Consider the following 24,825-nt stretch of genomic DNA (forward strand, 5'->3'; position numbering starts at 1 on the left):
GTGCGGCTCAGTCGATCTTGATGTGGTTCTTGCGGATGATTTCGCCGAAGCGCTGGTACTCGGCCGTGTGGAAAGCGATGAACTCCGCCTGGCCCATGGGCTGCAGCTCGGCGCCCACGGCCTCCAGGCGCGTGCGCGTCTCGGGCATGGCCAGCACCTTGTTGACCTCGTCGTGCACCCGGGCCTGCACGGCGCGGGGTGTGGCCGCTGGCATGTAGATGCCGTACCAGGCGCCTATCTCCACGCCGGGCAGGCCGGCCTCGGCCAGCGTGGGAACCTGGGGCAGCTGGGCGTTGCGCCGGGCCGATGTCACGCCCAGGGCGCGCAGCTTGCCGGCCTTGATCTGGCCGATCACCGAAGGCATGGTGTCAAAGCTCATCTGCACCTGGCCGCTGACCAGATCCACCAGGGCGGCGGCGCTGCCCTTGTAGGGCACGTGGGTCAGTTCAATGCCGGCCGCGTCCTTGAACATCTCGGCCGCGATGTGCTGGGTGCTGCCCGTGCCGCTGCTGGCGAAGTTGATCCTGCCGGGCTCCTTGCGGGCCAGGGCGACCAGTTCCTGCACCGAGTTCGCGGGCAGGTTGTTGCCCACCACCAGCACATTGGGCACTGCGCCCACATAGGCCACGGGCACCAGGTCGCGGTTGCTGTCGTAGCCCAGCTTGAGCAGGTGCGGGGCAATGGCATGGGCCGTGACCACGCCCATCACCATGGTGTGCCCGTCCGTGGACTTGGCCGTCATGTCCACGGCCAGGGTGTTGGAGACGCCGGGGCGGTTTTCCACGATCACCGGCTGGCGCAGCAGCGGCGCCAGCCGGTCGGCAACGGCGCGTGCCATGGCATCCGTGCCGCCGCCCGGGGCCGAGCCCACAAGCATGCGCACGGGCCGCGTGGGCCAGTCCGGCGGGGTTTGGGCCAGGGCGATGGCGGGCAGCAGGGCAGCTGCGGCCAGCAGCAGGGGGCGGCGTTGCATGTCTTGTCTCCGGTGCTTTTGTTGTGGACCCATGCTAGGCAGGCAATTGATTGCCGTAAACTGAAAGTTGCTGATGAATCAATAACCTTGGGTAATCAATTCGCGGGATATTCCTATGGGCTCCATCGACCGCAGGGACAGCACGCCGCAACTGCTCAACCGCCTGCGCATGCGGCAGGTGGCACTGATGCTGGCCATCGACCAGAAGGGCACGCTGCGCGGCGCCGCAGCCGAGCTGGGGCTGAGCCAGCCGGCCGCCACCAAGATGCTGCATGAGCTGGAAAGCGCGCTGGGCCTGCCCCTGTTCGACCGCGTGGGGCGCGGTCTGCAACTGAATGCCGCCGGCGAGCGCGTAACAGGCTACTTCCGCCATCTGCGCGGCGGCATGGAGGCGCTGAACCGCGAGCTGCAGGAACTGCGCGAGGGCTGTGCGGGGCGGCTGGCCGTGGGCAGCATCATGGCGGCCTCGCCGGGGCGGCTGACACAGGCGCTGCTGGCGCTCAAGCGCCAGTGGCCGCTGCTGTCCATCGAGGTGGCCGTGGACACCAGCGACCGGCTGCTGGCGCAGTTGCAGGACGGCGTGCTGGAGGTGGTGGTGGGCCGGCAGACCGGGCAGGCCGATCCCGCCCATCTGTTCCGCACGATTGATGACGAGGCCCTGTCCATCATCGTGGGCTGCAGCCATCCGCTGGCGCGTGCCCGCAGCCTGGGCTTTGCGCAGCTGCAGGCCCATGGCTGGGTGCTGCAGCCGCCCGGCAGTCCCATGCGCGCACTGATCGACCAGGAATTCCAGGCCCACGGCCTGCCGCTGCCGCGCGGCCTGATCGAGACGGGCTCCATCCTCACCACCATGAACCTGGTGCGCAACTCCGACCTGATCGCCGTGATTCCGCAGGCCGTGGCCCGGGACAGCGCCGCGCACGGCATGGTCCGCATCCTGCCCTATCGCATGCGCCGCAACCTGCAGGCCTACGGCAGCCTGGTGCGACGCGACCGGCCGCTGAGCCAGGCGGCCGCCAGCTTTCTGGCGCTGTTGCACGGGCAGGAGCCGCCGCCGGCATCCGTGCCCTAGCCGATGTACCGCGCCAGATGCGGGCTCACCCGCTTGCAGTAGCTCTTGCAGACGCGGCGCAGCACCTGGGCCGTGTCGGTGACGCCGGGCGACGGGCTCTTGGGGTACCAGGTGGTGATGCGAAAGGAGGGCGGCGTGGGCAGCTCCAGCTCCACCAGCTCACCGCTTTCGAGCTGCGGCGCCACCAGCATGCCGTGCATGATGGCGACGCCCAGGCCCTCGCGCACCAGCGAGACCAGGGCCGCCAGCGAGGGCGATCCCGAGATGCGCAGGTCGCTGGAGACCATGCCGTTTTGCACGGCCAGCTGCTGTGCCATGGCCACGGCCTGCTCATAGGGGCCGGTGCCGCGCATCTGGGTCAGCAATTGCTTGCCCAGCGCCTTGTGCAGACCATCCTTCCTGGGCACCAGGCCCCGCCTGGCAATCCAGTGCACGGGCACTTCCAGCAGGTTCTCGACCACGGCGAACTGGGGGTCCACGCCGCTGCCGGTGCGCACGATCAGGTCCAGGTCGCGCCGCATCATCTGCTCCGACAGGTGGGTGCTCAGATCGACGGTCAGGTCCAGCTCGATGTGCGGCAGGCTGGCGCCCATCGCCTTGACGAATTCGGGCAGGAAGGTGTGTACCGCCGTCTCCAGCACGCCGACCCGCAGGCGGCAGCCGATGGCGTCGTCGGACCTGGCGGCACGCTCCAGGGTGCGTGTGGCTTCGATGACGGCTTCCGCATGCCGCAGCAAGCGGGCGCCGGCATCGGTGATCTGCAGCGTCTTGCGGTCCCAGTGGAACAGGGTCACGCCCAGGTCCGACTCCAGCCCGCGTATGCGCATGGAGACCGCGCCGGGGCTGGCATGCACCAGTTCGGCCACGCGGCGCACGCTGCCGATGCGTGCCAGCAGCACAAAGGTTTCCAGAAAGCGGATGTTCATGGGGGTCTGCGCGGGCTGAGGTGGCTGTTCAGTTTTTCTGGGAGAGGCTGCGCACAATTCCTGAGTGGACCGGTGGCCTGCTGCTTTTTACATTGGGGGGCATCTCCATTCAATAGAGGCTCCCCCATGACGCATTGGACCCATCCGACCGAATTCCGACAGGAGGTGCGCGCCGGACGCTTTCGCGGGCAGACGGCCGGGCAGTGCCCCGGCTACACCCAGGGCAACCTGGCGATACTGCCGCGCGAGTGCAGCGAGGAGTTCCTGCGCTTTGCCCGGCTGAATCCCAAGTCCTGCCCGCTGATCGGCGTGACCGAGCCCGGCAGCAGCCGCGTGCCCGAGCTCGGCGATATCGATCTGAAGACCGACCTGCCCTCGTACTGGGTGTTTCGCGATGGTCACAGGGCCGAGCAGGTGAATGACCTCACGGACCTGTGGCGCGACGACCTGGTGGGCTTCGTCATCGGCTGCTCCTATTCCTTCGAGGACGCGCTGCGCGATGCGGGCGTGCCCGTGCGCCATATCGACGAGGGCCGGGGCGCTCCCATGTTCATCACCGACATTGCCAACGGCCAGGCGGGCCGGTTCGGTGGCCGGATGGTGGTCAGCATGCGGCCCATGACGGCCGCCCAGGCCATCCGTGCGATCCAGGTGACTTCGCGCTTTCCCAGCGTGCATGGGGCGCCCGTGCACCTGGGCGACCCCGCGCAGATCGGCATTGCCGATATCGAGCGGCCGGACTTCGGCGAGCCCATGGCGCTCAAACCCGGGGAGATCCCCGTGTTCTGGGCCTGCGGCGTGACGCCTCAGCAGGCCATCCGCTCGGCGGCCCTGCCATTCGCCATCACGCACGAGCCGGGCCACATGCTGGTGACGGAGTTGCGCAACAGCCATCTGGCCGCGTTCTGACGGCCTGCCTGCCTGGCTTGGGGCCCGCTTCGGCGGGCCTTTTTCTTTGCGTCGCCGGCCGGCAAGGGGCTGCACCTGTTCAGTTTTCGTGAACAGAGGGGGCGAAAACTTCTCGATGGACGCGGTCCAGGGGCACTTTTAGATTGGACGCCAGTGGTGGGCACCGGCGGAGGGCCGTGCTCCAGGCCACGGTTTCCCTGACTTCAACTTCGAGACAAACGGGTTCCGACACCATGCAAGAACGCTCCACTCCCCATGACAGGCGCTGGCAGTTCTGGATAGACCGCGGCGGCACTTTCACCGACATCGTGGGCAAGCGGCCCAATGGCAGCCTGGCCACGCACAAGCTGCTGTCGGAAAACCCCGAGCAGTACCGTGATGCGGCCGTGGCCGGCATCCGCCACCTGCTGGGCCTCAAGCCCGGCGAGCCGGTCACGCCGGACCTTGTGGAGTGCGTGAAGATGGGCACCACGGTGGCCACCAATGCGCTGCTGGAGCGCAAGGGCGAGCCCACGCTGCTGGTGACCACGCGGGGCTTTCGTGATGCGCTGCGCATTGCCTACCAGAACCGCCCGCGCCTGTTCGACCGGCATATCCAGCTGCCCGAGCTGCTGTACAGCGAGGTGGTGGAGGCGCTTGAGCGCGTCGATGCCCATGGGCAAGTGCAGCAGGAACTGGACGTGCTGCACCTGCACACCGCGCTGCTGCAGGCCCATGCCCGGGGCCTGCGCAGCGTGGCCATCGTCTTCATGCATGGCTACCGCTACATGCGGCACGAGCAGATTGCGGCGCGCATTGCGCGGCAGGCGGGATTCACGCAGATCAGCACCTCGCACGAGACCAGCCCCCTGATGAAGTTCGTGAGCCGGGGCGACACCACGGTGGTCGATGCCTACCTCTCGCCCATCTTGCGCCGCTATGTACAGCAGGTGGCTGGCGAGATGCCGGGCGTGCGGCTGTTTCTCATGCAGTCCTCCGGCGGGCTGGCCGATGCGGGCAGCTTCCAGGGCAAGGATGCCATCCTGAGCGGTCCGGCCGGCGGCATCGTGGGCATGGCCCGCACGGCGGGGCTGGCCGGGCACGACAAGGTCATCGGCTTCGACATGGGAGGCACCTCCACCGATGTCAGCCACTACGCTGGCGCCTTCGAGCGCGAGTTCGAGACCCAGGTGGCCGGTGTGCGCATGCGCGCGCCGATGATGAGCATCCACACGGTGGCCGCCGGTGGCGGCTCGGTACTGGCCTATGACGGCTCGCGCTTTCGCGTGGGACCGGAGAGCGCGGGTGCCAACCCCGGCCCCGTGAGCTACCGCCGTGGCGGGCCCCTGGCCGTGACCGATGCGAACGTGATGGTGGGCAAGGTCCAGCCCCGCTACTTCCCCAGCGTGTTCGGCCCGGCCGCCAACGAGCGGCTCGATGGCGAGGCCGTGCGGGCGCGCTTCGATGAACTGGCGGTGCAGACTGGGCGCAGGCCCGAGGAAGTGGCCGAAGGCTTCATCCGCATCGCCGTGCAGCAGATGGCCAACGCCATCAAGAAGATCAGCGTGGCGCGCGGCTATGACGTGACGCGCTACACGCTGCAGTGCTTTGGCGGCGCGGGCGGCCAGCATGCCTGCCTGGTGGCCGATGCCCTGGGCATGACCCGTGTGTTCGTGCATCCGCTGGCCGGCGTGCTCAGCGCCTACGGCATGGGCCTGGCGGACCAGACCGTCATCCGTGAACAGGCGATGGAGGTGGCGCTGTCTGCGGCGGCCTTGCCGCTGATCGCAGAATCGCTGGATTCGCTGGGCGACGCGGCCAAGGCCGAGCTTGAGCGCCAGCAGGTCGGCGCCAGCCCCGTGCAGGTACGCTACAACGTGCATGTGCGCTATGAGGGCACGGATTCCGCCCTGGCCGTGCCCTTCGGCGGGCTGGACGACATCCAGTCGGCCTTCGAGTCGGCCTATCGCCAGCGGTTCGCCTTCCTGATGGCGGGCAAGGGCCTGGTGGTGGAAGCCGTTTCCGTCGAAGCCGTGATTGCGGGCGATGCGCCCAGCGAGCCGGTGCTGCAGGAGCATCCGCCGCGCGAGCATCCGCGCCGCGAAACCGTGCGCATGTACTCCGACGGTGCCTGGCATGACGCGGCCCTGGTGGTGCGCGAGGACCTGCGGCCCGGCGACGCCATTCCCGGCCCGGCCATCATCGCCGAGCGCAATGCCACCACGGTGGTCGAGCCCGGCTGGCTGGCGCGGCTCACGGCGCTGGACCATCTGGTGCTGGACCGCGTGGTCGCGCGCAAGGCCGAGTACGCGGCCGGCACCTCGGTGGACCCGGTGCTGCTGGAGGTCTTCAACAACCTGTTCATGAACATCGCCGAGCAGATGGGCCTGCAGCTGCAGAACACGGCCTACTCGGTGAACATCAAGGAACGGCTGGACTTCAGCTGCGCGCTGTTCGACGCCGAGGGCCACCTCATCGCCAATGCGCCGCACATGCCCGTGCACCTGGGCTCCATGGGCGAGAGCATTCAGACGGTGATCCGCAAGAACGCCGGGCGCATGGCCCAGGGCGATGTCTATGTGCTCAACGACCCCTACCAGGGCGGCACCCACCTGCCCGACATCACGGTCATCACGCCCGTGTACGTGGCCGACGAGGCCTCCCCCACCTTCTACGTGGGCAGCCGGGGCCACCATGCCGACGTGGGCGGCATCACGCCCGGTTCCATGCCGCCGTTTTCCACGCGCATCGAGGAAGAGGGCGTGCAGATCGACAACTTCAAGCTGGTCGATCGCGGCGTGCTGCGCGGCCAGGAGATGGTCGAGCTGCTGCAAAGCGGCGAGTACCCGAGCCGCAACCCGCACCAGAACCTGGCCGACCTGAAGGCCCAGATCGCGGCCAATGAAAAAGGCGTGCAGGAGCTGCGCAAGATGGTGGCCCAGTTCGGCCTGCCCGTGGTGCAGGCCTATATGGGCCATGTGCAGGACAACGCCGAGGAGTCGGTGCGCCGCGTCATCACGCGGCTCAGGAACGGGCAGTTCACGCTGCCGCTGGACAACGGCGCGCAGATCCGCGTGGCCGTCACCGTGGATACGGCGGGCCGCAGCGCGGTCATCGACTTCTCGGGCACCAGCGCCCAGCAGACCAACAACTTCAATGCGCCGCGCGCCGTGTGCATGGCGGCCGTGCTGTACGTGTTCCGCACGCTGGTGGACGACGACATTCCGCTCAACGCGGGCTGCCTCAAGCCTCTGAAGGTCATCATTCCCCAGGGCTGCATGCTCAACCCCAATGCACCGGCCTCGGTGGTGGCGGGCAATGTGGAGACCTCCACCTGCATCACCAATGCGCTGTTCGGCGCGCTGGGCGTGATGGCGGGCAGCCAGCCCACCATGAACAACTTCACCTTCGGCAATGCGCACCACCAGTACTACGAAACCATTGCCGGCGGCAGCGGCGCGGGCGCGTTGCTGGACGCCGAGGGCCGGGTGGAGCGCGGGTTCAACGGCACCAGCGTCGTCCAGACGCACATGACCAATTCGCGCCTGACAGATCCGGAGGTGCTGGAGTTCCGCTTCCCCGTCATGCTGGACAGCTATGCCATCCGCGAAGGCTCGGGCGGCAGCGGGCGCTGGCATGGGGGCAGCGGCGGTGTGCGGCGCGTGCGCTTCCTGGAAGCCATGACGGCCAGCATTCTGTCCAACGGACGCCTGAACCCGGCCTTCGGCATGGCGGGCGGCCAGCCGGGGCAGCCGGGCATCAACCGTGTGCTGCGCGCCGATGGCCAGGTCGAGGCGCTGGAGCACATCGGTGCCGTGCAGATGCAGCCCGGCGATGTGTTCGAGGTCTGCACGCCGGGGGGCGGCGGCTACGGAACGGCGACCTGACACGCCGCCTGCAGGGGTCTGTCCGGGTGGTAGATGAGGGCCGCCCGGCCAGGCCTGGTTCATCACCGATGCAATGCCATTGAGGGCAAGACGCTTCTCCATACCGAAGCGCAAGGAGACTGAAAAATGACAAGCCTTGAAAATGCCAAGCCCCTGGCTGGCGAACAGTCGCAGGGCAGCTGGCTGGGCCAGCTCGAACCCCGGGAAAAACGCGCGCTGACGGCCTCGTTCGGCGGCTACGCGGTCGATTCCTTCGACTACTACACGCTGCCCCTGGTCACGCCGATCCTGCTGTCGCTGTGGGGCATGAGCAAGACCGAGGTCGGCCTGATCGGCACCTCGACCCTGGTGGCCTCGGCCGTCGGCGGCTGGATGGCCGGCATCCTGGCGGACCGCTACGGGCGTGTGCGCGTGCTGCAGTGGACCATCCTCGTGTTCGCCCTTTTCACGTTCGCCTGCGGCCTCGCGCAGACGCCGGGCCAGTTGCTGCTGGCCCGCACGCTGCAGGGGCTGGGCTTTGGCGGCGAATGGGCCGTGGGCTCGGTGCTGATCGCGGAAACCATACGGCCGGCTTTCCGTGGCAAGGCGGTGGGGCTGGTGCAAAGCAGCTGGGCCATAGGCTGGGGGGCGGCCGTGCTGGTGTCCATGGCGCTGTTCTCGTTTCTGCCGCCCGAGATCTCATGGCGGGCCATGTTCCTGCTGGGCCTGCTGCCGGCCTTGCTGATCCTGTTCATCCGCCGTTCCGTCAAGGACCCCGAGGTCTACTTGAAGACCCGCGCCGCCGTGGGCCGGGGAGAGCGCAGCGGGCACTTCCTGGACATCTTCAAGGGCGGCATGCTCAAGACCACGGTGCTGGCCAGCCTGATGTTCACCGGCATGCAGGGCGGCTACTACGCCATTGCCGTATGGCTGCCCACCTTCCTGAAGAACGAACGCCACCTGACGGTGCTGGGCTCGGGCGGCTACCAGTTCATGTTCATCTTTGGCGCCTTTGCCGGCTACCTGTGCGGTGCCTACGCTTCCGACCGGCTGGGCCGGCGCCTGGCCTTCACGCTGTTCGCCATCGGCGCCGGCAGCCTGGCCTATGCCTATACGCTGCTGCCCATCACCGATGCCTGGATGCTGGTGCTGGGCTTTCCGCTGGGCTTTTTCATGTCGGGCATCTTCAGCGGCGCCGGAGCCTTCCTGGCCGAGCTGTTCCCCAACGAACTGCGCGGCTCCGGCCAGGGCTTTTGCTACAACTTCGGCCGCGGCATCGGGGCCACCTTCCCCGCGCTGGTGGGCGTGTTCAGCGACCGGCTGGGCCTGTCGCTGGGCACGGCCATCGGCATCTGCGCCACGGCCGGCTACGTGATGGTGGTGATGTTCGCCATGTGCCTGCCGGAGACGCGAGGCCGGGATCTGGCCGCGCAGTGAAGCGCAGGCCAGACCGGCCACGGCACGCTCAGTAGCTGCCCATGTAGTCGCGCTTGCCGACCTCGACACCGTTGTGGCGCAGCAGGGCATAGGCGGTGGTCACATGGAAGAAGAACTGCGGCAGGCCGTAGTGCAGCAGGTAGGCGCTGGCGCTCAGCTTCTTTTCCTTGGGCGTGCCGGGGCGCAGCACGATCTCGCGGGACTCGCTTTGCGCGAACTGCTCGGGCGCGAACGAGCCCACATGGTCCAGCGCCTTGGTGATCAGCGCCTGCAGGTCGGCAAAGCTGGTCTGCGTGTCGGGCCACGAAGGCACCTCGGCGCCGGCCAGGCGCGAGGCGATGCCCTTGGCGAAGTCCGCAGCAATCTGCACCTGGCGCACCAGCGGGAACATGTCGGGGAACAGGCGGGCCTGCAGCAGGGCGTCGGGATCGATGTTCTTCTGCGCGGCGTGTTCCTCGGCCTTTTTGAGCACGTCGGACAGGGCTTTCAGCATCTGCTGCAGGACGGGAATGGAGGCGGTGTACAGGGGGCTGGTCATTGCGGGCTCGCTAAGGATTGTGAATGGCTGGCAATCGCATGCATCTGCATCCATCGCCAGCCGGCACAGGCTAACAGCAACTGCTTTCACTTGCCGCCTGCGCTAGCATGCGCGCCATGCAAATCCCTGAAGCCGCTCCCTCGTTCGCAGGCCTTGGCCAGGCCGGATTCGGCGCCGCCATCTTCGACATGGACGGCCTGCTCATAGACTCCGAGCCCTTCTGGAAGCGTGCCGAACGCGAGTCCTTTGCCGAGGTCGGCATCGACATCACGGCCGAGATGTCCCGCGTGACGGCGCCCATGACCACGGCGCAGGTTGCCGCGCACTGGTACGCCCACCGGCCCTGGCAGGGGCCCAGCCAGCGCGAGCTGGAGAGCCGCGTGGTCGCGCGCGTGGCGGCCCTGGTCAGCGCGCATGGACAGGCCCTGCCCGGCGTGCGCGAAACACTGAGCGCCTGCCGCGCCCTGGGCTGGCGCGTGGCGCTGGCCTCGAACTCTCCTTTGTCTTTGTGCCACCACACCCTGGATGCGCTGGGCCTGCGGCCGGCGTTCGACGCCATCGTCTCGGCCGAGCAGGTGGTGCGCGGCAAGCCCGCACCCGACATCTACCACTTCGCGGCGCAACGCCTGGGCGTGCCGGCCGGGCGCTGCCTGGTGTTCGAGGACTCCGTCTCGGGGACGCATGCGGCGCGGCAGGCCGGCATGACCGTCATCGCCGTGCCGTCCGAGGACCAGTGCTTCGACGGGGCGCAGCCTGCGCCGCACTGGGTGGTGCCCACGCTGGTGGCGCTGCATGGGGCAGCGGGTCGGTAAGGCATCCGCAGCACCCGCATCGCATGGCGCGTGCCGGTCGCAAAGGCGTTGATGAGAACCATTCTCAGTACAATCGCCGCCCGTGCCGTTCTTCTTCGTCCTGTCCGTTTCCCATGCTGGCGTGCCTGCCCGCGTCCAGACCGCCGTGCCGGGAGGCTGCCCGTGAGCGCGCGCGTGCCTGGCGCGGACGATGATGCCGCCCCCTCCCTGCTGGCTCGCGTGTATGCGCGCTGGCACCAGCCTCTGCGCCGCCTGCTGGGCCGGCAGATGCGCAACCGCGAGGATGCCGAGGATGCGGTGCAGGAGGTCTTCGTGCGCTATGCGGCCTCGGGCAAGGCCCTGCCGCCCGAGGAGCAGGAACCCTATCTGCGCGTGATCGCCCGCCATGTCTCGCACGATGCCTGGCGCCGCTCGGCGGGCGCGCCGGGGCGCGAATCGGTCTCGCTGGATGAACACATGGAGCTGGCGCAGCAACTGCCGGCCGGCGAAGGCTCGGACCCCCTGCAGGCGGCGCACCACCGCGAGCGCCTGGGCCGGCTGGAGCAAGCCATGGCCGAGCTGCCCGAGCGCCGCCGAGAGGCCTTCGTTCTGCACAGCATCGACGGTCTCACGCAGACCGAGGTGGCGCAGCGCATGGGCATCTCGCGCCGCATGGTGCACAACCATGTGACGCTGGCCATGGCCTATTGCGAACTGCGCGTGCAGTACGGCAGCGCCGAAGAAATGCGCCTGATGCAGAGCCTGCTGGCGCAGGCCGCGACGGACGGGGAGGGCCGGGAATGACGCTGACCCCGCAACGCCTGCAATTGCACGCCCGCGCCGCCGACTACTTCGCCCGCCGCCGCGAAGCCGACTGGACCGGCGCCGACGAGCGCGAACTCGACGCCTGGCTGGCCGCCGACCCGCAGCACCGCAGCATCTTCGAGAGCCTGGGGCGCACGGTGCTGGACCTGCAGCAGTTGCCCAGGCCGGCGCTGGCCTGCGACGCGGCTGCTGCACCGCAAGCCAGGGCGAGCGGGCCGCGTGCGCAGACACAGGCCCACTTGCCCGCGCCGGCACGTCAGCGCACACGCCGCGGCCTGATGCCTGCGTTGCTGTCGGTGGCTCTGGTCACGACGCTGGCCGTGGGCGGGGGCTGGTATGCCTGGGACAACCACGCAAGCCATGTGATCGAGATGGCCACCGGCCCCGGCGAGGTGCGCGAGGCCGAACTGCCCGATGGCACGCGGGTCACGCTGAATTTTTCCTCCAGGCTGCAGGTGCGCTACTACCCGCGCCGCCGCGAAACGGTGCTGGACCAGGGCGAGGCCTTCTTCCAGGTCGCTGCCGACCGCTCGCGGCCCTTCACCGTGGACAGCGGCGCCAGCCAGGTCCGGGTGGTGGGCACGGCCTTCAATGTGCGCGCCGGGCCGCCCGCGCTGGTGGTGAAGGTGCTGGAGGGCAAGGTGGAACTGCGTCCCGACCGCCATGCTGCGGACGGCAGGCGCCTGCTGCTGGGCGCGGGTGCCGGCATGTCCGTCGATGCCCGCGACGGCACGCAGCATCCGCTGGCGGCCGGCGCGGACACGGTGGGCGACTGGCGCAGCGGCCAGATGGTGTTCCAGCAGGCAACGCTGGCCGAGGTCGCCGCCGATCTGTCGCGCTATCTGGGCCAGCCCGTACGGGTGGATGGCGATGCGCGGCTGGCCGCGCTGTCCGTGTCCGGCGTGGCGCTGACCGGCAAGCCCGAGGTGTTTCTGCGCTCGCTGCCGCACTTGTTGCCGGTGCGTGTGCAGGCCGAAGCGCAAGGCGGCTGGCGAATCTCGGCGCATTGAGTGTCTTGTCTGTTTGTAAATTAATGTAAACAACTCGCTTTCTCGGTTCGGCCACGTTCCCACTTTGGCGCGGTAGCGGGTTTTACCTTCATGGAGGCCGGGTTTCTCGCGCCTCCATGGTTGCCAGCCAGGCCGCTGCCCAGTGCACAGCTCAGCCAACAACCGCGACGGCCGCGCACGCGCGTGGCGGGTGGAACGCTCAACTGTCTGCCTGCCACCCACCGCGCACACCGCGACAGCGGGCAATGGACACAGTGCAGCAGGAGCAGGGATGCAAGCAGGAAAAGAACACGGCAGCGCCGCCATGGGCGCGGGCATTTGGGGAGGAGAGTTTCAGCACAGGGGCAGGCCATGGCGGCGGGCAAGGATGCCGTCGCTGGTGGCCGCAGCCCTGGTCGCGCTGGCGCAGCCGGCGGTGCAGGCGCAGCAGCCATCGTCCGTGCAGGCGGGGCAGGCGGGCCAGGCAGGGGAGCTGGCCTTCAGCATCGCGCCCCAGCCGCTGGCCGGCGCGCTGCGCCAGTTCACGCAGCAGGCCCAGCACCAGGTGCTGTTCGATCCGCAGATCGTTGCAGGCCGCACTTCACCGGCCTTGCAGGGCCGCTTCACGCCGCGCCAGGCGCTGGACCGGCTGCTGGCCGGCACTGGCGTGACCGTGATCGACGCCGTGCCGGGCGCCTACACGCTGAAGGCACCCGCCAGGGAGCCGTCGCCGGCAGCCGATGCTGCGCTGGGCACGGTGCTGGTCACGGTGCTGGTCACGGCCCAGGCACACGCTGGCGATACCACGGAGGGTTCGGGCTCCTATGCGGCCTCGCGCGTGTCGCTGGGCAAGGGGCAAAGCGTGCGCGAGACGCCGCAGTCCATCTCCGTGGTCACGCGCCAGCGCATCGAGGACCAGGGCCTGGTCTCCGTGGGCGACGTGATGCAGCAGACCACGGGCGTGACGGTGGACTACGCGGGCTCGGGTGGCCTGGGCGGCACGGCCAACAGCTTCTACGCGCGGGGCTTCCAGATCAGCAATGTCCAGATCGACGGAGCGGCGGTGGATGCCTTCAGCCAGGGCACCTTCGACCCCAACATGGCCATGTACGACAGCGTGCAGGTGATCCGCGGCGCGGACGGCCTGTACAGCGGCAATGGCGAGCCCGGCGGCTCCATCAACCTGGTGAGAAAGCGCCCCACGATGCAGCCCCAGGTGCTGGCCTCGGCCTCGGTGGGGAGCTGGAACCAGCGCCGTGCAGAACTTGATGTGGCGGGCCCCCTGGCTGCCGATGGCCGGGTGCGCGGCCGCGCCGTGCTGGCGCACAGCGACCGCGAGTTCTTCTATGACTACGCCGATGCGCGCAACACCTTGCTCTACGGCATCGTGGAAGCCGATCTCACGCCTGCGACCAAGCTGACCCTGGGCGGCAGCTACGACAAGTCGGCCAGCCTGCCTTGGCGCGGTGGCCTGCCGCGCGCGGCCAATGGCGACGATCTGCACCTGCCGCGCCATACGGCACTCATGGCGGGCTGGGGCCATTACGACAGGACCAACAAGGAGCTGTTCGCCCAGCTGGAACAGAAGCTGGAGGGCGACTGGCGCGTCCGCGCCCATGCCAACTATGTCAAGGTGGACAGCGACAGCCGGTTGGCCGACGTCACCGGCGCGGTCGATCCGACGACGGGCCTGGGAGCCACGCTCAACGGCTTCTCCAACGACTTCTATTCCACCAAGAAGGCGCTGGATGCCAACGTCAGCGGAACGTTCTCCCTGCTGGGGCGCAGGCACCGGCTGCTGCTGGGCGCGGACTGGGCCAAGATCCGTGACACGCAGGACACCTTTCTGTCCGAGGTGGACATGCCGGGGGGCATCAACGTGTTCGGCTTCGACCCGGGCGCCATTCCCCTGCCCAGCTTCGTCTGGAAGACGCGCAGCTTCGCGGGCTATGGCGCCACGCAGAAAGGCCTGTACGGCCGGCTCAACCTGAGCCTGACGGACCGCCTGACCGCCATCGTCGGCGCGCGCCGCGCCAGCTACGACACGCAGACGCCCTGGCTGCGCTTCGACCGGGCCGGCAATCTCACCAGCCGCATCGTGTCGTCCTATGGCGAGAGCGGCATCTTCACGCCCTACGGTGGCCTGGTCTACGACATCGACGACCGCTGGACTGCCTACGGCAGCGTCGCCGAGATCCACAAGTCCCAGGCCAGCAATCTGGGCGGGCCCTTGCCCGGCACGCCGCTGGACCCCATCAAGGGCCGCAATTTCGAGCTGGGCGCCAAGGGCGAGTTCAACGAAGGCCGGCTGATGGCCTCCATGGCCCTGTACCGCATAGAGCGCAATGGCGAGGCCGTGGCCGATCCCTCCTACCCCAACACCGACATCGGCGACGCGGGCCTGAACTGCTGCTGGCTGAGCAAGGGCAAGGTGGTCAGCCAGGGCGTGGAAGGCGAGATCTCGGGCGAGCTGGCGCGCGGCTGGCAGCTGTTTGCCGGCTACACCTTCAACCGCAACCACAACAAGACGCCGGGCATCGAAGGCATCTACCACTCCGTCACGCCCAAGCATCTGTTCAAGCTGTGGAGCACCTACCGCCTGCCGGGCGAGCTGTCGCAATGGACGATTGGCGGCGGGGCCAATATCCAGAGCGCGCATTTCGTGAGCGGCTCGGCCAATGCCTTCAATCCTGACACGGGCAAGTTCGATGGCGCGGCCGTGCCCTTCAAGTTCAGCCAGGGCGGCTATGCCGTGTGGAGTGCCAGCGTGCAGTACCGCATCAACCGCAACTGGCAGGCCGTGCTCAACCTGAACAACCTGTTCGACAAGGTCTACTACCGCACGGTGGGCACCAGCGGTGGCAACAACTGGTATGGCGAGCCACGCAATGTGATGCTGACGCTGCGCGGTAGCTTTTGAAGACCCCCTGAGACGCTGCGCGCCGGGGACGACACCCTCGGTGTGAGGCGGCTCTTCCTCGGTGTCTCTGGTTCTGGAGCGCGCCGGTTTGCGAAGGGGAGGGCATCAAGGCCTAATCCTTATAGAATGAGAATCTTTCTCATTCATGTGGCGCACGCCTGCACGTGCTGCCGCACCAGGAGCCTGTCTTGCCCGCCGCCCCCGCCGCTTTGCACCAAGAGGTCGATACGCTGTACCGCGTCCACCATGGCTGGCTCCAGGGCTGGCTGCGGCGGCGATTGGGCAATTCCACGGAGGCGGCCGATCTGGCGCAGGACACTTTCATGCGCCTGCTCACGCGCAGCGAGCCCATTGCCGCACGCGAGCCGCGTGCCTTTCTGACCACGGTGGCGCAGGGCGTGGTGGCCAATTTCATGCGGCGCAGGCAGATCGAAGAGGCGTACCTGGCCACGCTGGCGCATTTGCCCGAGCCGCAGGTGCCGGGCCCCGAGACGCGCGCCATCCTGCTGGAAACCCTGGTCGAGCTGGACCGCCGCCTGGACACGCTGGCACCCCCCGTGCGCCGTGCCTTCCTGCTGTCGCAGCTCGACGGCATGAAGCAGGCCGACATCGCGGCCGAGCTGCAGCTGTCGCTGGCCACCGTGCAGCGCCATATCGCCAAGGCGGCGCACTGCTGCTTCTTCGGCGGCTGAGCGCCAGCCCATGACCGAATTCCGCCACGCATCCACCGGCCTGCCCGTTTTTGAAGGCCCACCCGTTTCAGAAGCCGTGAGCCTGCAGGCCGTTCAATGGCTGGTGGCCCTGCAGGCCTGCGATGCCGGCGAGGACACGCAGGCCTCGTGGCGGCGCTGGCGTGCCGATCATCCCGACCATGAGCGCGCCTGGCGGCACATCGAGGCCTGCGGCCTGCACCTGCGCGATCTGCCCGCACCGCTGGCGCATGGGGCGCTGCAGCCGCGCCACAGCCGTGCGCGTGGTCGGCGCCAGGCCATGAGGCTGCTGGCCCTGGCTGCGTTCACGGGCAGCAGCGCCTGGTGGATACAACGCGGCGATTGGCGCGAATGGTCGGCCGACCACCGCACGGCCACCGGCGAGCGCCAGGCACTGACCCTGGCCGATGGCACGCGCATCCACCTCAACACGGCCAGCGCCATCGACGTGCGCTTTGACGCCAGCCAGCGCCTGCTGCGGCTGCAGGGCGGCGAGGTGCTGGTCACCACGGCCAGCGACCCGCATGCCCGCCCTTTTCTGGTTGAAACCGCGCAAGGGCGGCTGCGTGCGCTGGGCACGCGCTTTGCGGTGCGCCAGCGCGATGGCGCCAGCCATGTGGCCGTCTTTGAGGGGGCGGTCGAGGTGCGGCCGGCAGACGCCCCGCAGGCCGTGCGCATTCTGGCCGCGGGCGAGCAGGCCGGCTTTGACCGCCTTGCCGTGGACGCGCCCCAGCCCGCCGACGAACTGGCCGCCGCCTGGAGCACGGGCCTGCTGGCCGCGCGGGACATGCCGCTGACCGACTTCATTGCCGAGCTGGCGCGCCACCGCAGGGGCCGCCTGGCCTGCGATCCCGCGCTCGCCTCGCTGCGCGTCTCGGGCATGTATCCGCTGGACGATACCGACCGCGTGCTCGACATGCTGGTGCGCACCCAGCCCATTGAGCTCACCGGCTTTGGCCGCTACTGGCTGACCGTGCGCGCCCGGCAGAACCGGACATGAGCCAAGACAGGTTGGATGGTTGTCGTTGCGAATTGTTGCAATTTGATCGATGCCTGGACCCGTTGGCATGAGGTGTTTTCTTTTCTCGCGTGGCAAGTCCTGAAGAAGCCACTTTTCAGGGAAGAGATATTTCATGGTCCAACGACTTGCTCACACTGCGGCACCGGCCTTCCGGCGCCATGCGCTGGCACTGGCTGCCAGCACCACGCTGGCGCTGTGCGCCGTCAGCGCAGCCCTTGCGCCGCAAACCGCGCAGGCCCAGGCCCAGTCACCCTCCGAAGTGCGCAGCTACGCCATACCGGCAGGCCCGCTGGAAGGCGCGCTGGCCCGCTTCGCCCAGGAAAGCCGCGTCATGCTGTCGTACACGGCGGTCGACATCGCGGGCAGGCGCAGCGCGGGCCTGAGTGGAAACCATGCAGCGCCTGCGGCCCTGGATGCGCTGCTGGCCGGCACGGGGCTGGCCGCCCATGCGCAGCCCAATGGCGGCTATGCGCTGCGCCCCTTGCCCGAGGTGCGCACATCGCGCGGCCAGGCTGCCGCTGGGGCAGAGGCGGGCCTGCCGGCCGTCATGGTGACCGACACGCGCATCCGTGACGGCGTCACCGAAGGCTCGGACTCCTACACCAGCGGCACGGTCACGCTGGGCAAGACCGCGCAGGCGCTCAAGGACATTCCGCAATCGGTCAGCGTGCTCACGCGCCAGCGCATGGACGACCAGGGCATGACCAACCTGCCCGACGCCATCCACAACGCCACCGGCATGGTGGCCGTGCAGGGCGTGGGCGCGGGCCTGGCCATCAATTCGCGCGGCTTCGCCGTGGACTCGCTGCAGTACGACGGCCTGCCGTTCACGCGCAATACCTACAGCCTGGGCAACTGGGAGCAGGAGTCGCTGGTGTTCTATGACCGCGTGGAGATCCTGCGCGGCGCGGCCGGCCTGCTGCAGGGTGCGGGCAGCCCCGGCGGCGCGATCAACCTGGTGCGCAAGCGCCCGGGCCGCGAGCGCTCCGTGGTCTTCACGGGCAAGCTCGGCTCCCATGACCACTACGGCCTGCAGATGGATGCCAGCACGCCGCTCAATGCGGAAGGCACGCTGCGCGGCCGCGTGGTGCTGGACGGAGACTACAGCCACGGGTTCACCGAATACACGCGCGACCGCGTGCGCAACATCTACGCGGCGCTGGACTACGACATCAGCGCCAGCACCACGGTGGGCCTGGCCGTGGGACAGCGCCACAGCCGCTCGCGCCCCATGATCGTGGGCCTGCCGCGCTTTGCCGACGGCAGCGACATCGGCCTGCCGCGCTCCACCTACACAGGCGCCATGTGGAACCGCGCAGGCAATGACCAGAACATGCTGTTCGCCGACCTGGAACACCGCTTCAATGCGGACTGGCGCTTCAAGATGGTGGGCATGGCCATGAACGAGAAGAACACCAACGTGCACCAGCGCGCCGTGGGCCCCATCAAGCCCGATGGCAGTGGCATGAGCTACGGCGATTTCGGCGTGGACTTCAACAACCAGCAGCGCGGCCTGGACATGTCGCTGTCGGGCCGCTTCAAGGCGCTGGGCATGGAGCAGGAAGTGCTGCTGGGCGCCAACTACGCTGGCTACACCACCAGCGACCGCTTCGTGCGCGCCTGGACCGCGGGCGGCAACATCTTCGATATAGACCACAACCGCCCCTGGCAGGACATGGAAAGCATCGCCGCGCGTGGCGCGGATGTGCGCAGCAATTACGACATCACGCAAAAGGGCCTGTACGGCACCTGGCGTGTCAGGCCCACGCAGGCGCTCACGCTGATCGCCGGGGGGCGCCTGGGCTGGTATGACTTCGCCTACCGCGCGCAATCGGGCGATTCTTCCACCAGCAAGACCACGGGGCGTTTCATCCCCTACGCGGGTGCCGTCTATGCGCTCAACGACAACTGGTCGCTGTACAGCAGCTACTCCACCGTCTTCGAGCCGCAGACCGCGCGCACCGTGCAGGGCGACCTCATCAAGCCGGTGCAGGGTCGCAACTACGAGGCCGGCATCAAGGGCGAGATGGCCGACGGCCGCCTGAACATGGCATTGGCCGTGTTCCGCTACGAGCACAAAAACCGCGCCGTCAATGATTACGACAGCGGCTTTGCATGTGATGACTGGTACTGCTCGCGCTCCTCCGGCAAGGTGCGCAGCCAGGGTCTGGAGGCCGAGATCTCCGGCAAGGTCGCCACAGGCCTGGAACTGGCGGCCGGCTACACCTACAACACCACGCGCTACCTGTCCGACCCCGACTACCAGGGCCAGATCTTCAACACCTGGACGCCCCGGCACATGCTGCGCCTGTGGGGCAGCTACCGCCTGCCGGGCGAGCTGGGTCGCTGGACGGTGGGCACGGGCGTGAATGCGCAGACCGACACCCTCAGCTCCGACCGAGCCTTCCGCCTGGCAGGCTTTGCGCTGTGGAATGCACGCGTGGCCTACCAGGTCTCGCCCGAGCTGAGCGTGGCGCTCAACGTCAGCAACCTGCTGGACAAGCGCTACTACGTGCCTTCTTACAACACGGTGTCGGGCAACAACTACTACGGTGCGCCCAGGTCGCTGTTGCTGACGCTGCGCTACGCGCCGCGGATCTAGCGCGTGTTATGCGGCAGCGGCCGCCGCAACGCCAAACTCCTCGCTGTCCGCCTGGGCGCCGTCGTCGAACACCAGGCGGCGCTCGGGCCAGCGCATGGCGGCAAGCTTGAAGCGCTGCTGCGGGTCTTCGCCGGCCAGGCGGGCATTCCAGCGGCCGCCGACCGAGTAGTCCACGCAGAACACATTGCCGCGCCGGCCGTGCCAGGACAGCGGACCGGTCTGGCCGAACAGGTTCTCGGCCTGGGCGCCGTGGAAGGACGGGCCGCCCCGGTTCAGGCGCCGCCAGTAGTGGCCCACGACCACGGCCTGGGCATCCTCATATTCGTTCCACCAGGCCACGCGCTCGACGAAGCGCCACTTGCCGCCCGCGTAGAAGGGATTGCGGCATTCGCGCTCCACGCCCGAGGTCAGCACCTTCAGCGGATTGACCATGGCCTTGGCCAGTTCGCTCTCGCTGTGCGCGGGCAGGAAGGGCGGCAGCCAGTTGCGGTCTTCCAGGTCATGCGGCCATTGCTGGCGTTCGGCACGCATGCGCTCGGCCACCTTGTTGACCTGGGCCTGCTGGGCGGCCAGGGCCTCGTAGTGGTCGTAGGCGCTGCGTGCGCTGCCCAGCGGCAGCTCGCGCGCCATGGCGATCTGCTGCGGGCGCCAGGCCGCATGGACCACGCGCAGGTCCTCGCGCTCCATGGCAATGGGCAGGCGTTCCAGCAGGGCCAGGGTGTCAGGGATATCGCACAGCGGCATGCGCGCGAACGGCGCGTACTTGGGCGTATCGGAGGCCACGCGGCTGTCGAAGAACCAGCCGGAGCCGTCCTTGGCATCCTCGCGCAGCAGGTTGATTTCATGGTTGCCGAGCACGGCCAGCGCATGGCCCGACTCCAGCATGGGCACGACGCGGGCGAGCACGCCCGGGCTGTCGGGCCCCCGGTCGCAGAAGTCGCCGACGAAGACCAGGCGCCGACCCTGGGGATGGCGGCCCAGCGCGTCGTAGCCCAGGTGCCCCAGCAGCTGGTCCAGCGCCTCGGACTCTCCATGGATGTCGCCGACGATGTCGAGCGGACCGGGGGGCAAGGGCTGGACGAGGCTCATGGAGAAGAGGCGCGAAAGACGGCGAAGGCGTGGAAAAACGACATTATTTGCACAGACCCGCCGCGCCCGCCAGCCCCGTGTGCGACAGGGGTATGTCAGCGTCGTTGCAGGCGCACAAAGCTGTAGGGCAGCCCGTTGGCGGCCACATGGCGGCTGCGTGACGCTTCCTGCCACTCGGGGCCGAGCGTGGGGGCGAAGGCATCGCCTTCGTAGTCGCGCTCTATCTCGGTCACCTCGATGCTGTCGGCCAGCGGCAGGGCCTGGGCGTAGATCTGGGCACCGCCCATGACCCAGACGTCGGCCGATGCCTGGCGGCCCAGTTCCATGGCCTGCTCCAGGCTGGTGGCATGCAGCACGCCGGGGGCGGCCGGCTCGGGCGCCCAGTCCGCCTGTCGCGTGACCACGATGTTGGTGCGCCCGGGCAGCGGCCTGAAGCGGGCCGGCAGCGAGTCCCAGGTCTTGCGGCCCATGACCACGGCCGAGCCCTGGGTCAATTGCTTGAAGTGCGCCAGGTCCTCGGGCAGGTGCCAGGGCATGGCATTGTCCTTGCCGATGACGCCGTTGGCGGCGCGTGCGTAGATGAGATGGATGGCCATCGGGCGGGTCTTTCTGCAGCCTCAGACGGCCACGGGGGCCTTGATGGGCTCGTGGTGCTGGTAGCCGACGACCTCGAAGTCCTCGTACTCGTAGCCGAAGATGGAGTCGGGCCGGCGCTTGATCTGCAGCGTCGGGTAGGCGAAGGGCTGGCGGGCCAGCTGGGTCTCGACCTGGGTGAAGTGGTTGTTGTAGATATGGCAGTCGCCGCCGGTCCAGACGAAGTCGCCCACCTGCAGGTCGCATTGCTGGGCCAGCATGTGGGTCAGCAATGCGTAGCTGGCGATGTTGAAGGGAACACCCAGGAAGATGTCCGCGCTGCGCTGGTACAGCTGGCAACTGAGCTTGCCGTCGGCCACATAGAACTGGAAGAAGGCGTGGCAGGGCATGAGCGCCATCTGCGGCAGGTCGGCCACGTTCCAGGCGCTGACGATGATGCGGCGGCTGTCCGGGTTGCTCTTGAGCTGCTTGACCACTTCGGCGATCTGGTCGATGTGGCCGCCGTCCGGCGTGGGCCAGTTGCGCCATTGCACGCCGTACACCGGGCCCAGGTCGCCGTCCTCGCGTGCCCATTCGTTCCAGATGGTGCAGCCGCGCTCCTGCAGCCAGCGCACGTTGCTGTCGCCGCGCAGGAACCACAGCAGTTCCAGGATGATGGATTTGAGGTGCACCTTCTTGGTGGTGACCAGCGGAAAGCCTTCGGACAGATCGAAGCGCATCTGGTGCCCGAACACGCTGCGCGTACCCGTTCCGGTACGGTCGGTCTTGGACACGCCATGTTCGTAGACATGGCGCATGAAATCTTCGTACTGTGAGCGGGCAGGGCGGGGCGCGGCAGTCATGTTCATGACGGGGATTATCCCTTGATGAATACGGCGCCTTGTCCGACGGTATCCATGCCCCTCGAAACAAGGTTTGCAACCCCGGGTGCGAAAATGACTGCCGACGGGCGCCGGTGTCTTGCCTGGGCTTTCATACCGGCGCCATGGTTTTTTCGCATCCGCTTTGACAAGGAGCTTGCGCATGTCTTCCATGCTCTCCCCCTGGCAGGCCGGAATCGCACTGGGTGCCGCCATGCTGGCGCTGACAGCCTGTGATCCGCGCTCTCCCGCCGTTCCCACTCCGAAGGCCGTGCAGTCCGTGGCACTCGATGTGGCCGCGCCCGCGCCCGCATTGACGCTGAACTTTCCCGAGCGCACGCGCCTGCCGTCCACGGCCAAGGCTGGCGAGCCCGGCCTGGACAGCCTGGCCGAGTACCTGGGCAAGTACCCCTATGACGGCACCAATTACCTGGAGCAAGGCGTGCTGGCCGAGCGGCTCAAGGCGCTGCTGGGCACCAGCTACCCGACCCTGCTGAGCAATATGCGCACCGTGGGCCCGCTGACCAAGGAAGGCGATGTGTGGAGCATCGTCGGCCTGCGCCCCCACCAGGGCGGCGAGGAGATGGGCGCCATCGTGATCGATCCCGCGCGCAACGCACTGCGCGTGTGGCTGCTGACCGATGGCAAGCAGACCGACTTCTCCGACGCGGCCGGTGCCGACATCGCCTGGCCCAGCCAGGTGCAGAAGTCCTTTGCCGTGGTCGAGAGCAACAAGCCCGCTTCCTGATCTGCACCTGGCCGAGTTTGGCCGCACCTGACCGCGTTTGGATGCAAGAACGGGCAGCGCCGCGCTGCAGCACTGCCCGTTCCTGAAAAGCCGGCGCTGCCCGATCAGGCGCGCGCCAGGATGCAGCCGGGATTCATCAGGCCTTGAGGATCCAATGCCTGCTTGATGGCGCGCATCATGCCCAGCGCCACGGGTGACTGGTACTTCTGCAGCTTGTCCACCTTGAGCGCGCCCACGCCGTGCTCGGCAGAGAACGAGCCGCCGAATTCGGCCACGGCCTCGTAGACCAGGTGGTTGACCAGGTGCTCGCGCTCATTGAGGAAGGCCTTGGCGTCGCCGCCCACGGGCGCCTGCACGTTGTAGTGCAGGTTGCCGTCGCCCAGGTGGCCGAAGTTGACCAGTCGCACACCCGGGATCTCGCGCTGCAGCACGGCATCGGTGTGCTCGACGAAGGCGGGAATGCGCGATGCCGCAATGGAGATGTCGTGCTTGATGTTCAGGCCTTCCTCGGCCTGGGCCAGCGGAATGCTTTCGCGGATGTGCCACAGCTCATGGGCCTGCGACAGGCTTTCGGCCACCACGGCGTCGAGCACGCAGCCGTCCTCGAAGGCCAGCTCCAGCAGCGCCTCGAAACGCTCGCGCGCATGCTGCTCGGACTCGCTGTCCGAGTTCTCGACCAGCACGTAATAGGGTGGCGCGCCGTCCAGGCCCGCAAAGGGCACGCGCAGCTGGGGCATGTGCTTGATCACCAGGGACAGCGCGAACTGGCCCATGACCTCGAAGCCCGTCAGGCCTGCGCCCAGGTGCTTGTGCGCCATGCCCAGCAGGCGCACGGCCGCTTCCATGGAGGGCACCGCTGCAAAGGCCGTGAGCTGGGCCGCAGGCTGGGGGAACAGCTTCATGGTGGCGGCGGTGATGATGCCCAGCGTGCCTTCGCTGCCGATGAACAGGTCGCGCAGGTCGTAGCCGGTGTTGTCCTTGCGCAGGCCCTTGAGGCCGTCCCAGACCTCGCCCTGCGGCGTGACCACTTCCAGGCCCAGGCACAGCTCGCGCGTGTTGCCGTAGCGCACCACCTGGGTGCCGCCCGCGTTCGTGCCCAGGTTGCCGCCAATGGTGCAGCTGCCTTCGGCGGCCAGCGACAGCGGGAACAGCAGGCCCTCTTTCTCGGCAAGCTCCTGCAGGCTTTGCAGGATGCAGCCGGCCTCGACGGTGAAGCTCAGGTTGTCTCGGTCGATGTGGCGCACGGCATTCAGGCGCGTGAGGCTGAGAACGACCTGCGTGCCGCTGTCGTCCGGCGTGGATCCGACCGACAGGCCGGTGTTGCCGCCCTGGGGAATGATGCTGGTGCCTGCGGCCGCGCATTCGCGCACCACGGCGGCCACCTCGGCCGTGCTGGCCGGGCGCACCACGGCCAGGGACTTGCCGCGCACGCGGCGGCGCCAGTCCTGTTCATAGGCGACGAGGTCGCCCTCGGTGAGGACATGGGCTTCGCCGACGATCTGGCGCAGGCGTTCAAGCAGTGCAGTCATGTTGCAACTTCTTTCAAAGACGTGAAGGCATGAAAACGGGGACTCAGCCGCCGGCCGCCTGGGCCGCGCGGCGCGCGCTGCGCTGGCGCCAGCGCACATGCAGGGCGCAGGCGGTGAACAGCATCAGGCACAGGAAAACTTCGAGCAGCGCCAGCCAGCGGCCGGGCGCCGGGTCGCTCCAGGCGCGCACCACGCCCTCGGTGAAATAGATCCACACCAGCAGGCTGACCCAGCGGTAGGTATACATGCGGTGCTTGAGCAGGCCGATCAGCGGAATCGCCAGCGGCAGGGCCTTGAGCACCAGCCAGGAGCCCCCTGGCCGCATGGGCGCCAGCCACAGTTCCCAGGCCAGGCTCAGCACGATCAGGCCCATGAGGCTGGAGACCGCCAGCCAGCGGGTGGCGGCGACATCGGCGCCGGGGCGAGAAATGGAATCAGTCATCGGGG

At 68.1% G+C, this 24,825-nt stretch carries 20 protein-coding genes; 12 read left to right on the forward strand and 8 right to left on the reverse strand.

Translation table 11 applies throughout. The features are described from left to right. Positions 1 to 7: 7 nt before the first annotated feature. Complete coding sequence (locus LGR64_RS05325) at positions 8 to 973, reverse strand: Bug family tripartite tricarboxylate transporter substrate binding protein (RefSeq protein WP_013801414.1); 966 nt, start codon at positions 971 to 973, stop codon at positions 8 to 10. A 115-nt stretch (positions 974 to 1,088) separates the two neighbouring features. Between LGR64_RS05325 and LGR64_RS05330 the strand changes: the two genes are divergently transcribed. After that, the gene (locus tag LGR64_RS05330; protein WP_141834456.1) at positions 1,089 to 2,045 is read left to right on the forward strand and encodes a LysR family transcriptional regulator; all 957 of its coding nucleotides are present in this window, start codon (positions 1,089 to 1,091) and stop codon (positions 2,043 to 2,045) included. Here the strand turns inward: LGR64_RS05330 and LGR64_RS05335 are convergent. Beyond that, positions 2,042 to 2,971 carry a LysR family transcriptional regulator gene (locus tag LGR64_RS05335; RefSeq protein WP_012206777.1) on the reverse strand — a complete coding sequence of 310 codons (930 nt, stop codon included), beginning with the start codon at positions 2,969 to 2,971 and terminating at the stop codon, positions 2,042 to 2,044. The genes LGR64_RS05330 and LGR64_RS05335 overlap by 4 nt on opposite strands. 126 nt (positions 2,972 to 3,097) lie before the next feature. Between LGR64_RS05335 and LGR64_RS05340 the strand changes: the two genes are divergently transcribed. The 3 genes from LGR64_RS05340 (at position 3,098) to LGR64_RS05350 (ending at position 9,162) form a co-directional block, all read left to right on the forward strand. After that, positions 3,098 to 3,880: a putative hydro-lyase gene (locus tag LGR64_RS05340; RefSeq protein WP_012206776.1), complete on the forward strand. Its 783-nt coding sequence runs from the start codon at positions 3,098 to 3,100 to the stop codon at positions 3,878 to 3,880. A 233-nt stretch (positions 3,881 to 4,113) separates the two neighbouring features. Then, positions 4,114 to 7,746, forward strand: a complete 3,633-nt coding sequence (locus tag LGR64_RS05345; RefSeq protein ID WP_141834459.1) for a hydantoinase B/oxoprolinase family protein — start codon at positions 4,114 to 4,116, stop codon at positions 7,744 to 7,746. Between the two features lie 126 nt (positions 7,747 to 7,872). Next, positions 7,873 to 9,162 (forward strand): MFS transporter, encoded by a 1,290-nt coding sequence (locus tag LGR64_RS05350; protein WP_141834462.1) that lies wholly within the window; start codon positions 7,873 to 7,875, stop codon positions 9,160 to 9,162. A gap of 28 nt (positions 9,163 to 9,190) precedes the next feature. Here the strand turns inward: LGR64_RS05350 and LGR64_RS05355 are convergent, their stop codons facing one another. Continuing rightward, the gene (locus LGR64_RS05355) at positions 9,191 to 9,700 is read right to left on the reverse strand and encodes a DUF1993 domain-containing protein (RefSeq protein ID WP_012206773.1); all 510 of its coding nucleotides are present in this window, start codon (positions 9,698 to 9,700) and stop codon (positions 9,191 to 9,193) included. A gap of 116 nt (positions 9,701 to 9,816) precedes the next feature. On the opposite strand from LGR64_RS05355, the gene hxpB reads away from it, so the two are divergent. The 7 genes from hxpB (at position 9,817) to LGR64_RS05390 (ending at position 19,558) form a co-directional block, all read left to right on the forward strand. Continuing rightward, on the forward strand, positions 9,817 to 10,512 hold the full coding sequence (hxpB, locus tag LGR64_RS05360) for a hexitol phosphatase HxpB (RefSeq protein WP_230355062.1): 696 nt from the start codon (positions 9,817 to 9,819) through the stop codon (positions 10,510 to 10,512). Positions 10,513 to 10,674: 162 nt separating this feature from the next. Further along, complete coding sequence (locus LGR64_RS05365; protein ID WP_230355063.1) at positions 10,675 to 11,295, forward strand: RNA polymerase sigma factor; 621 nt, start codon at positions 10,675 to 10,677, stop codon at positions 11,293 to 11,295. After that, complete coding sequence (locus LGR64_RS05370) at positions 11,292 to 12,326, forward strand: FecR family protein (protein WP_192366369.1); 1,035 nt, start codon at positions 11,292 to 11,294, stop codon at positions 12,324 to 12,326. The genes LGR64_RS05365 and LGR64_RS05370 overlap by 4 nt, the downstream gene beginning before the upstream one ends. Before the next feature lie 271 nt (positions 12,327 to 12,597). Continuing rightward, complete coding sequence (locus tag LGR64_RS05375; protein ID WP_230355064.1) at positions 12,598 to 15,225, forward strand: TonB-dependent siderophore receptor; 2,628 nt, start codon at positions 12,598 to 12,600, stop codon at positions 15,223 to 15,225. A gap of 188 nt (positions 15,226 to 15,413) precedes the next feature. Then, the gene (locus tag LGR64_RS05380; RefSeq protein WP_043819287.1) at positions 15,414 to 15,917 is read left to right on the forward strand and encodes a sigma-70 family RNA polymerase sigma factor; all 504 of its coding nucleotides are present in this window, start codon (positions 15,414 to 15,416) and stop codon (positions 15,915 to 15,917) included. 10 nt (positions 15,918 to 15,927) lie between these two features. Continuing rightward, positions 15,928 to 16,935 (forward strand): FecR domain-containing protein, encoded by a 1,008-nt coding sequence (locus LGR64_RS05385; RefSeq protein WP_141834472.1) that lies wholly within the window; start codon positions 15,928 to 15,930, stop codon positions 16,933 to 16,935. Between the two features lie 133 nt (positions 16,936 to 17,068). Further along, positions 17,069 to 19,558 (forward strand): TonB-dependent siderophore receptor, encoded by a 2,490-nt coding sequence (locus tag LGR64_RS05390; RefSeq protein ID WP_141834474.1) that lies wholly within the window; start codon positions 17,069 to 17,071, stop codon positions 19,556 to 19,558. Positions 19,559 to 19,564: 6 nt separating this feature from the next. Here LGR64_RS05390 and LGR64_RS05395 read toward each other — a convergent pair whose 3' ends face one another. From LGR64_RS05395 to LGR64_RS05405, 3 genes are all read right to left on the reverse strand, one after another. After that, positions 19,565 to 20,647, reverse strand: coding sequence for a metallophosphoesterase (locus LGR64_RS05395; protein WP_013801428.1), 1,083 nt, complete (start codon positions 20,645 to 20,647; stop codon positions 19,565 to 19,567). Positions 20,648 to 20,742: 95 nt separating this feature from the next. Continuing rightward, entirely contained in the window at positions 20,743 to 21,243 is a 501-nt protein-coding gene (locus LGR64_RS05400; protein ID WP_013801429.1) for a dihydrofolate reductase, read from the reverse strand. A 21-nt stretch (positions 21,244 to 21,264) separates the two neighbouring features. After that, on the reverse strand, positions 21,265 to 22,089 hold the full coding sequence (locus tag LGR64_RS05405; protein ID WP_141834477.1) for a thymidylate synthase: 825 nt from the start codon (positions 22,087 to 22,089) through the stop codon (positions 21,265 to 21,267). Positions 22,090 to 22,264: 175 nt separating this feature from the next. On the opposite strand from LGR64_RS05405, the gene LGR64_RS05410 reads away from it, so the two are divergent. Then, positions 22,265 to 22,849 (forward strand): hypothetical protein, encoded by a 585-nt coding sequence (locus LGR64_RS05410; RefSeq protein ID WP_141834480.1) that lies wholly within the window; start codon positions 22,265 to 22,267, stop codon positions 22,847 to 22,849. Between the two features lie 104 nt (positions 22,850 to 22,953). On the opposite strand, the gene LGR64_RS05415 is transcribed toward LGR64_RS05410, so the two are convergent. After that, positions 22,954 to 24,378 carry an FAD-binding oxidoreductase gene (locus LGR64_RS05415; RefSeq protein WP_141834483.1) on the reverse strand — a complete coding sequence of 475 codons (1,425 nt, stop codon included), beginning with the start codon at positions 24,376 to 24,378 and terminating at the stop codon, positions 22,954 to 22,956. Positions 24,379 to 24,421: 43 nt separating this feature from the next. Beyond that, positions 24,422 to 24,820, reverse strand: a complete 399-nt coding sequence (locus tag LGR64_RS05420; protein WP_016451330.1) for a DUF2069 domain-containing protein — start codon at positions 24,818 to 24,820, stop codon at positions 24,422 to 24,424. Positions 24,821 to 24,825: the final 5 nt, after the last annotated feature.

Origin of the sequence: Delftia sp. Lp-1 (assembly GCF_020523835.1) — a bacterium.
GTDB lineage: Bacteria > Pseudomonadota > Gammaproteobacteria > Burkholderiales > Burkholderiaceae_C > Comamonas > Comamonas acidovorans.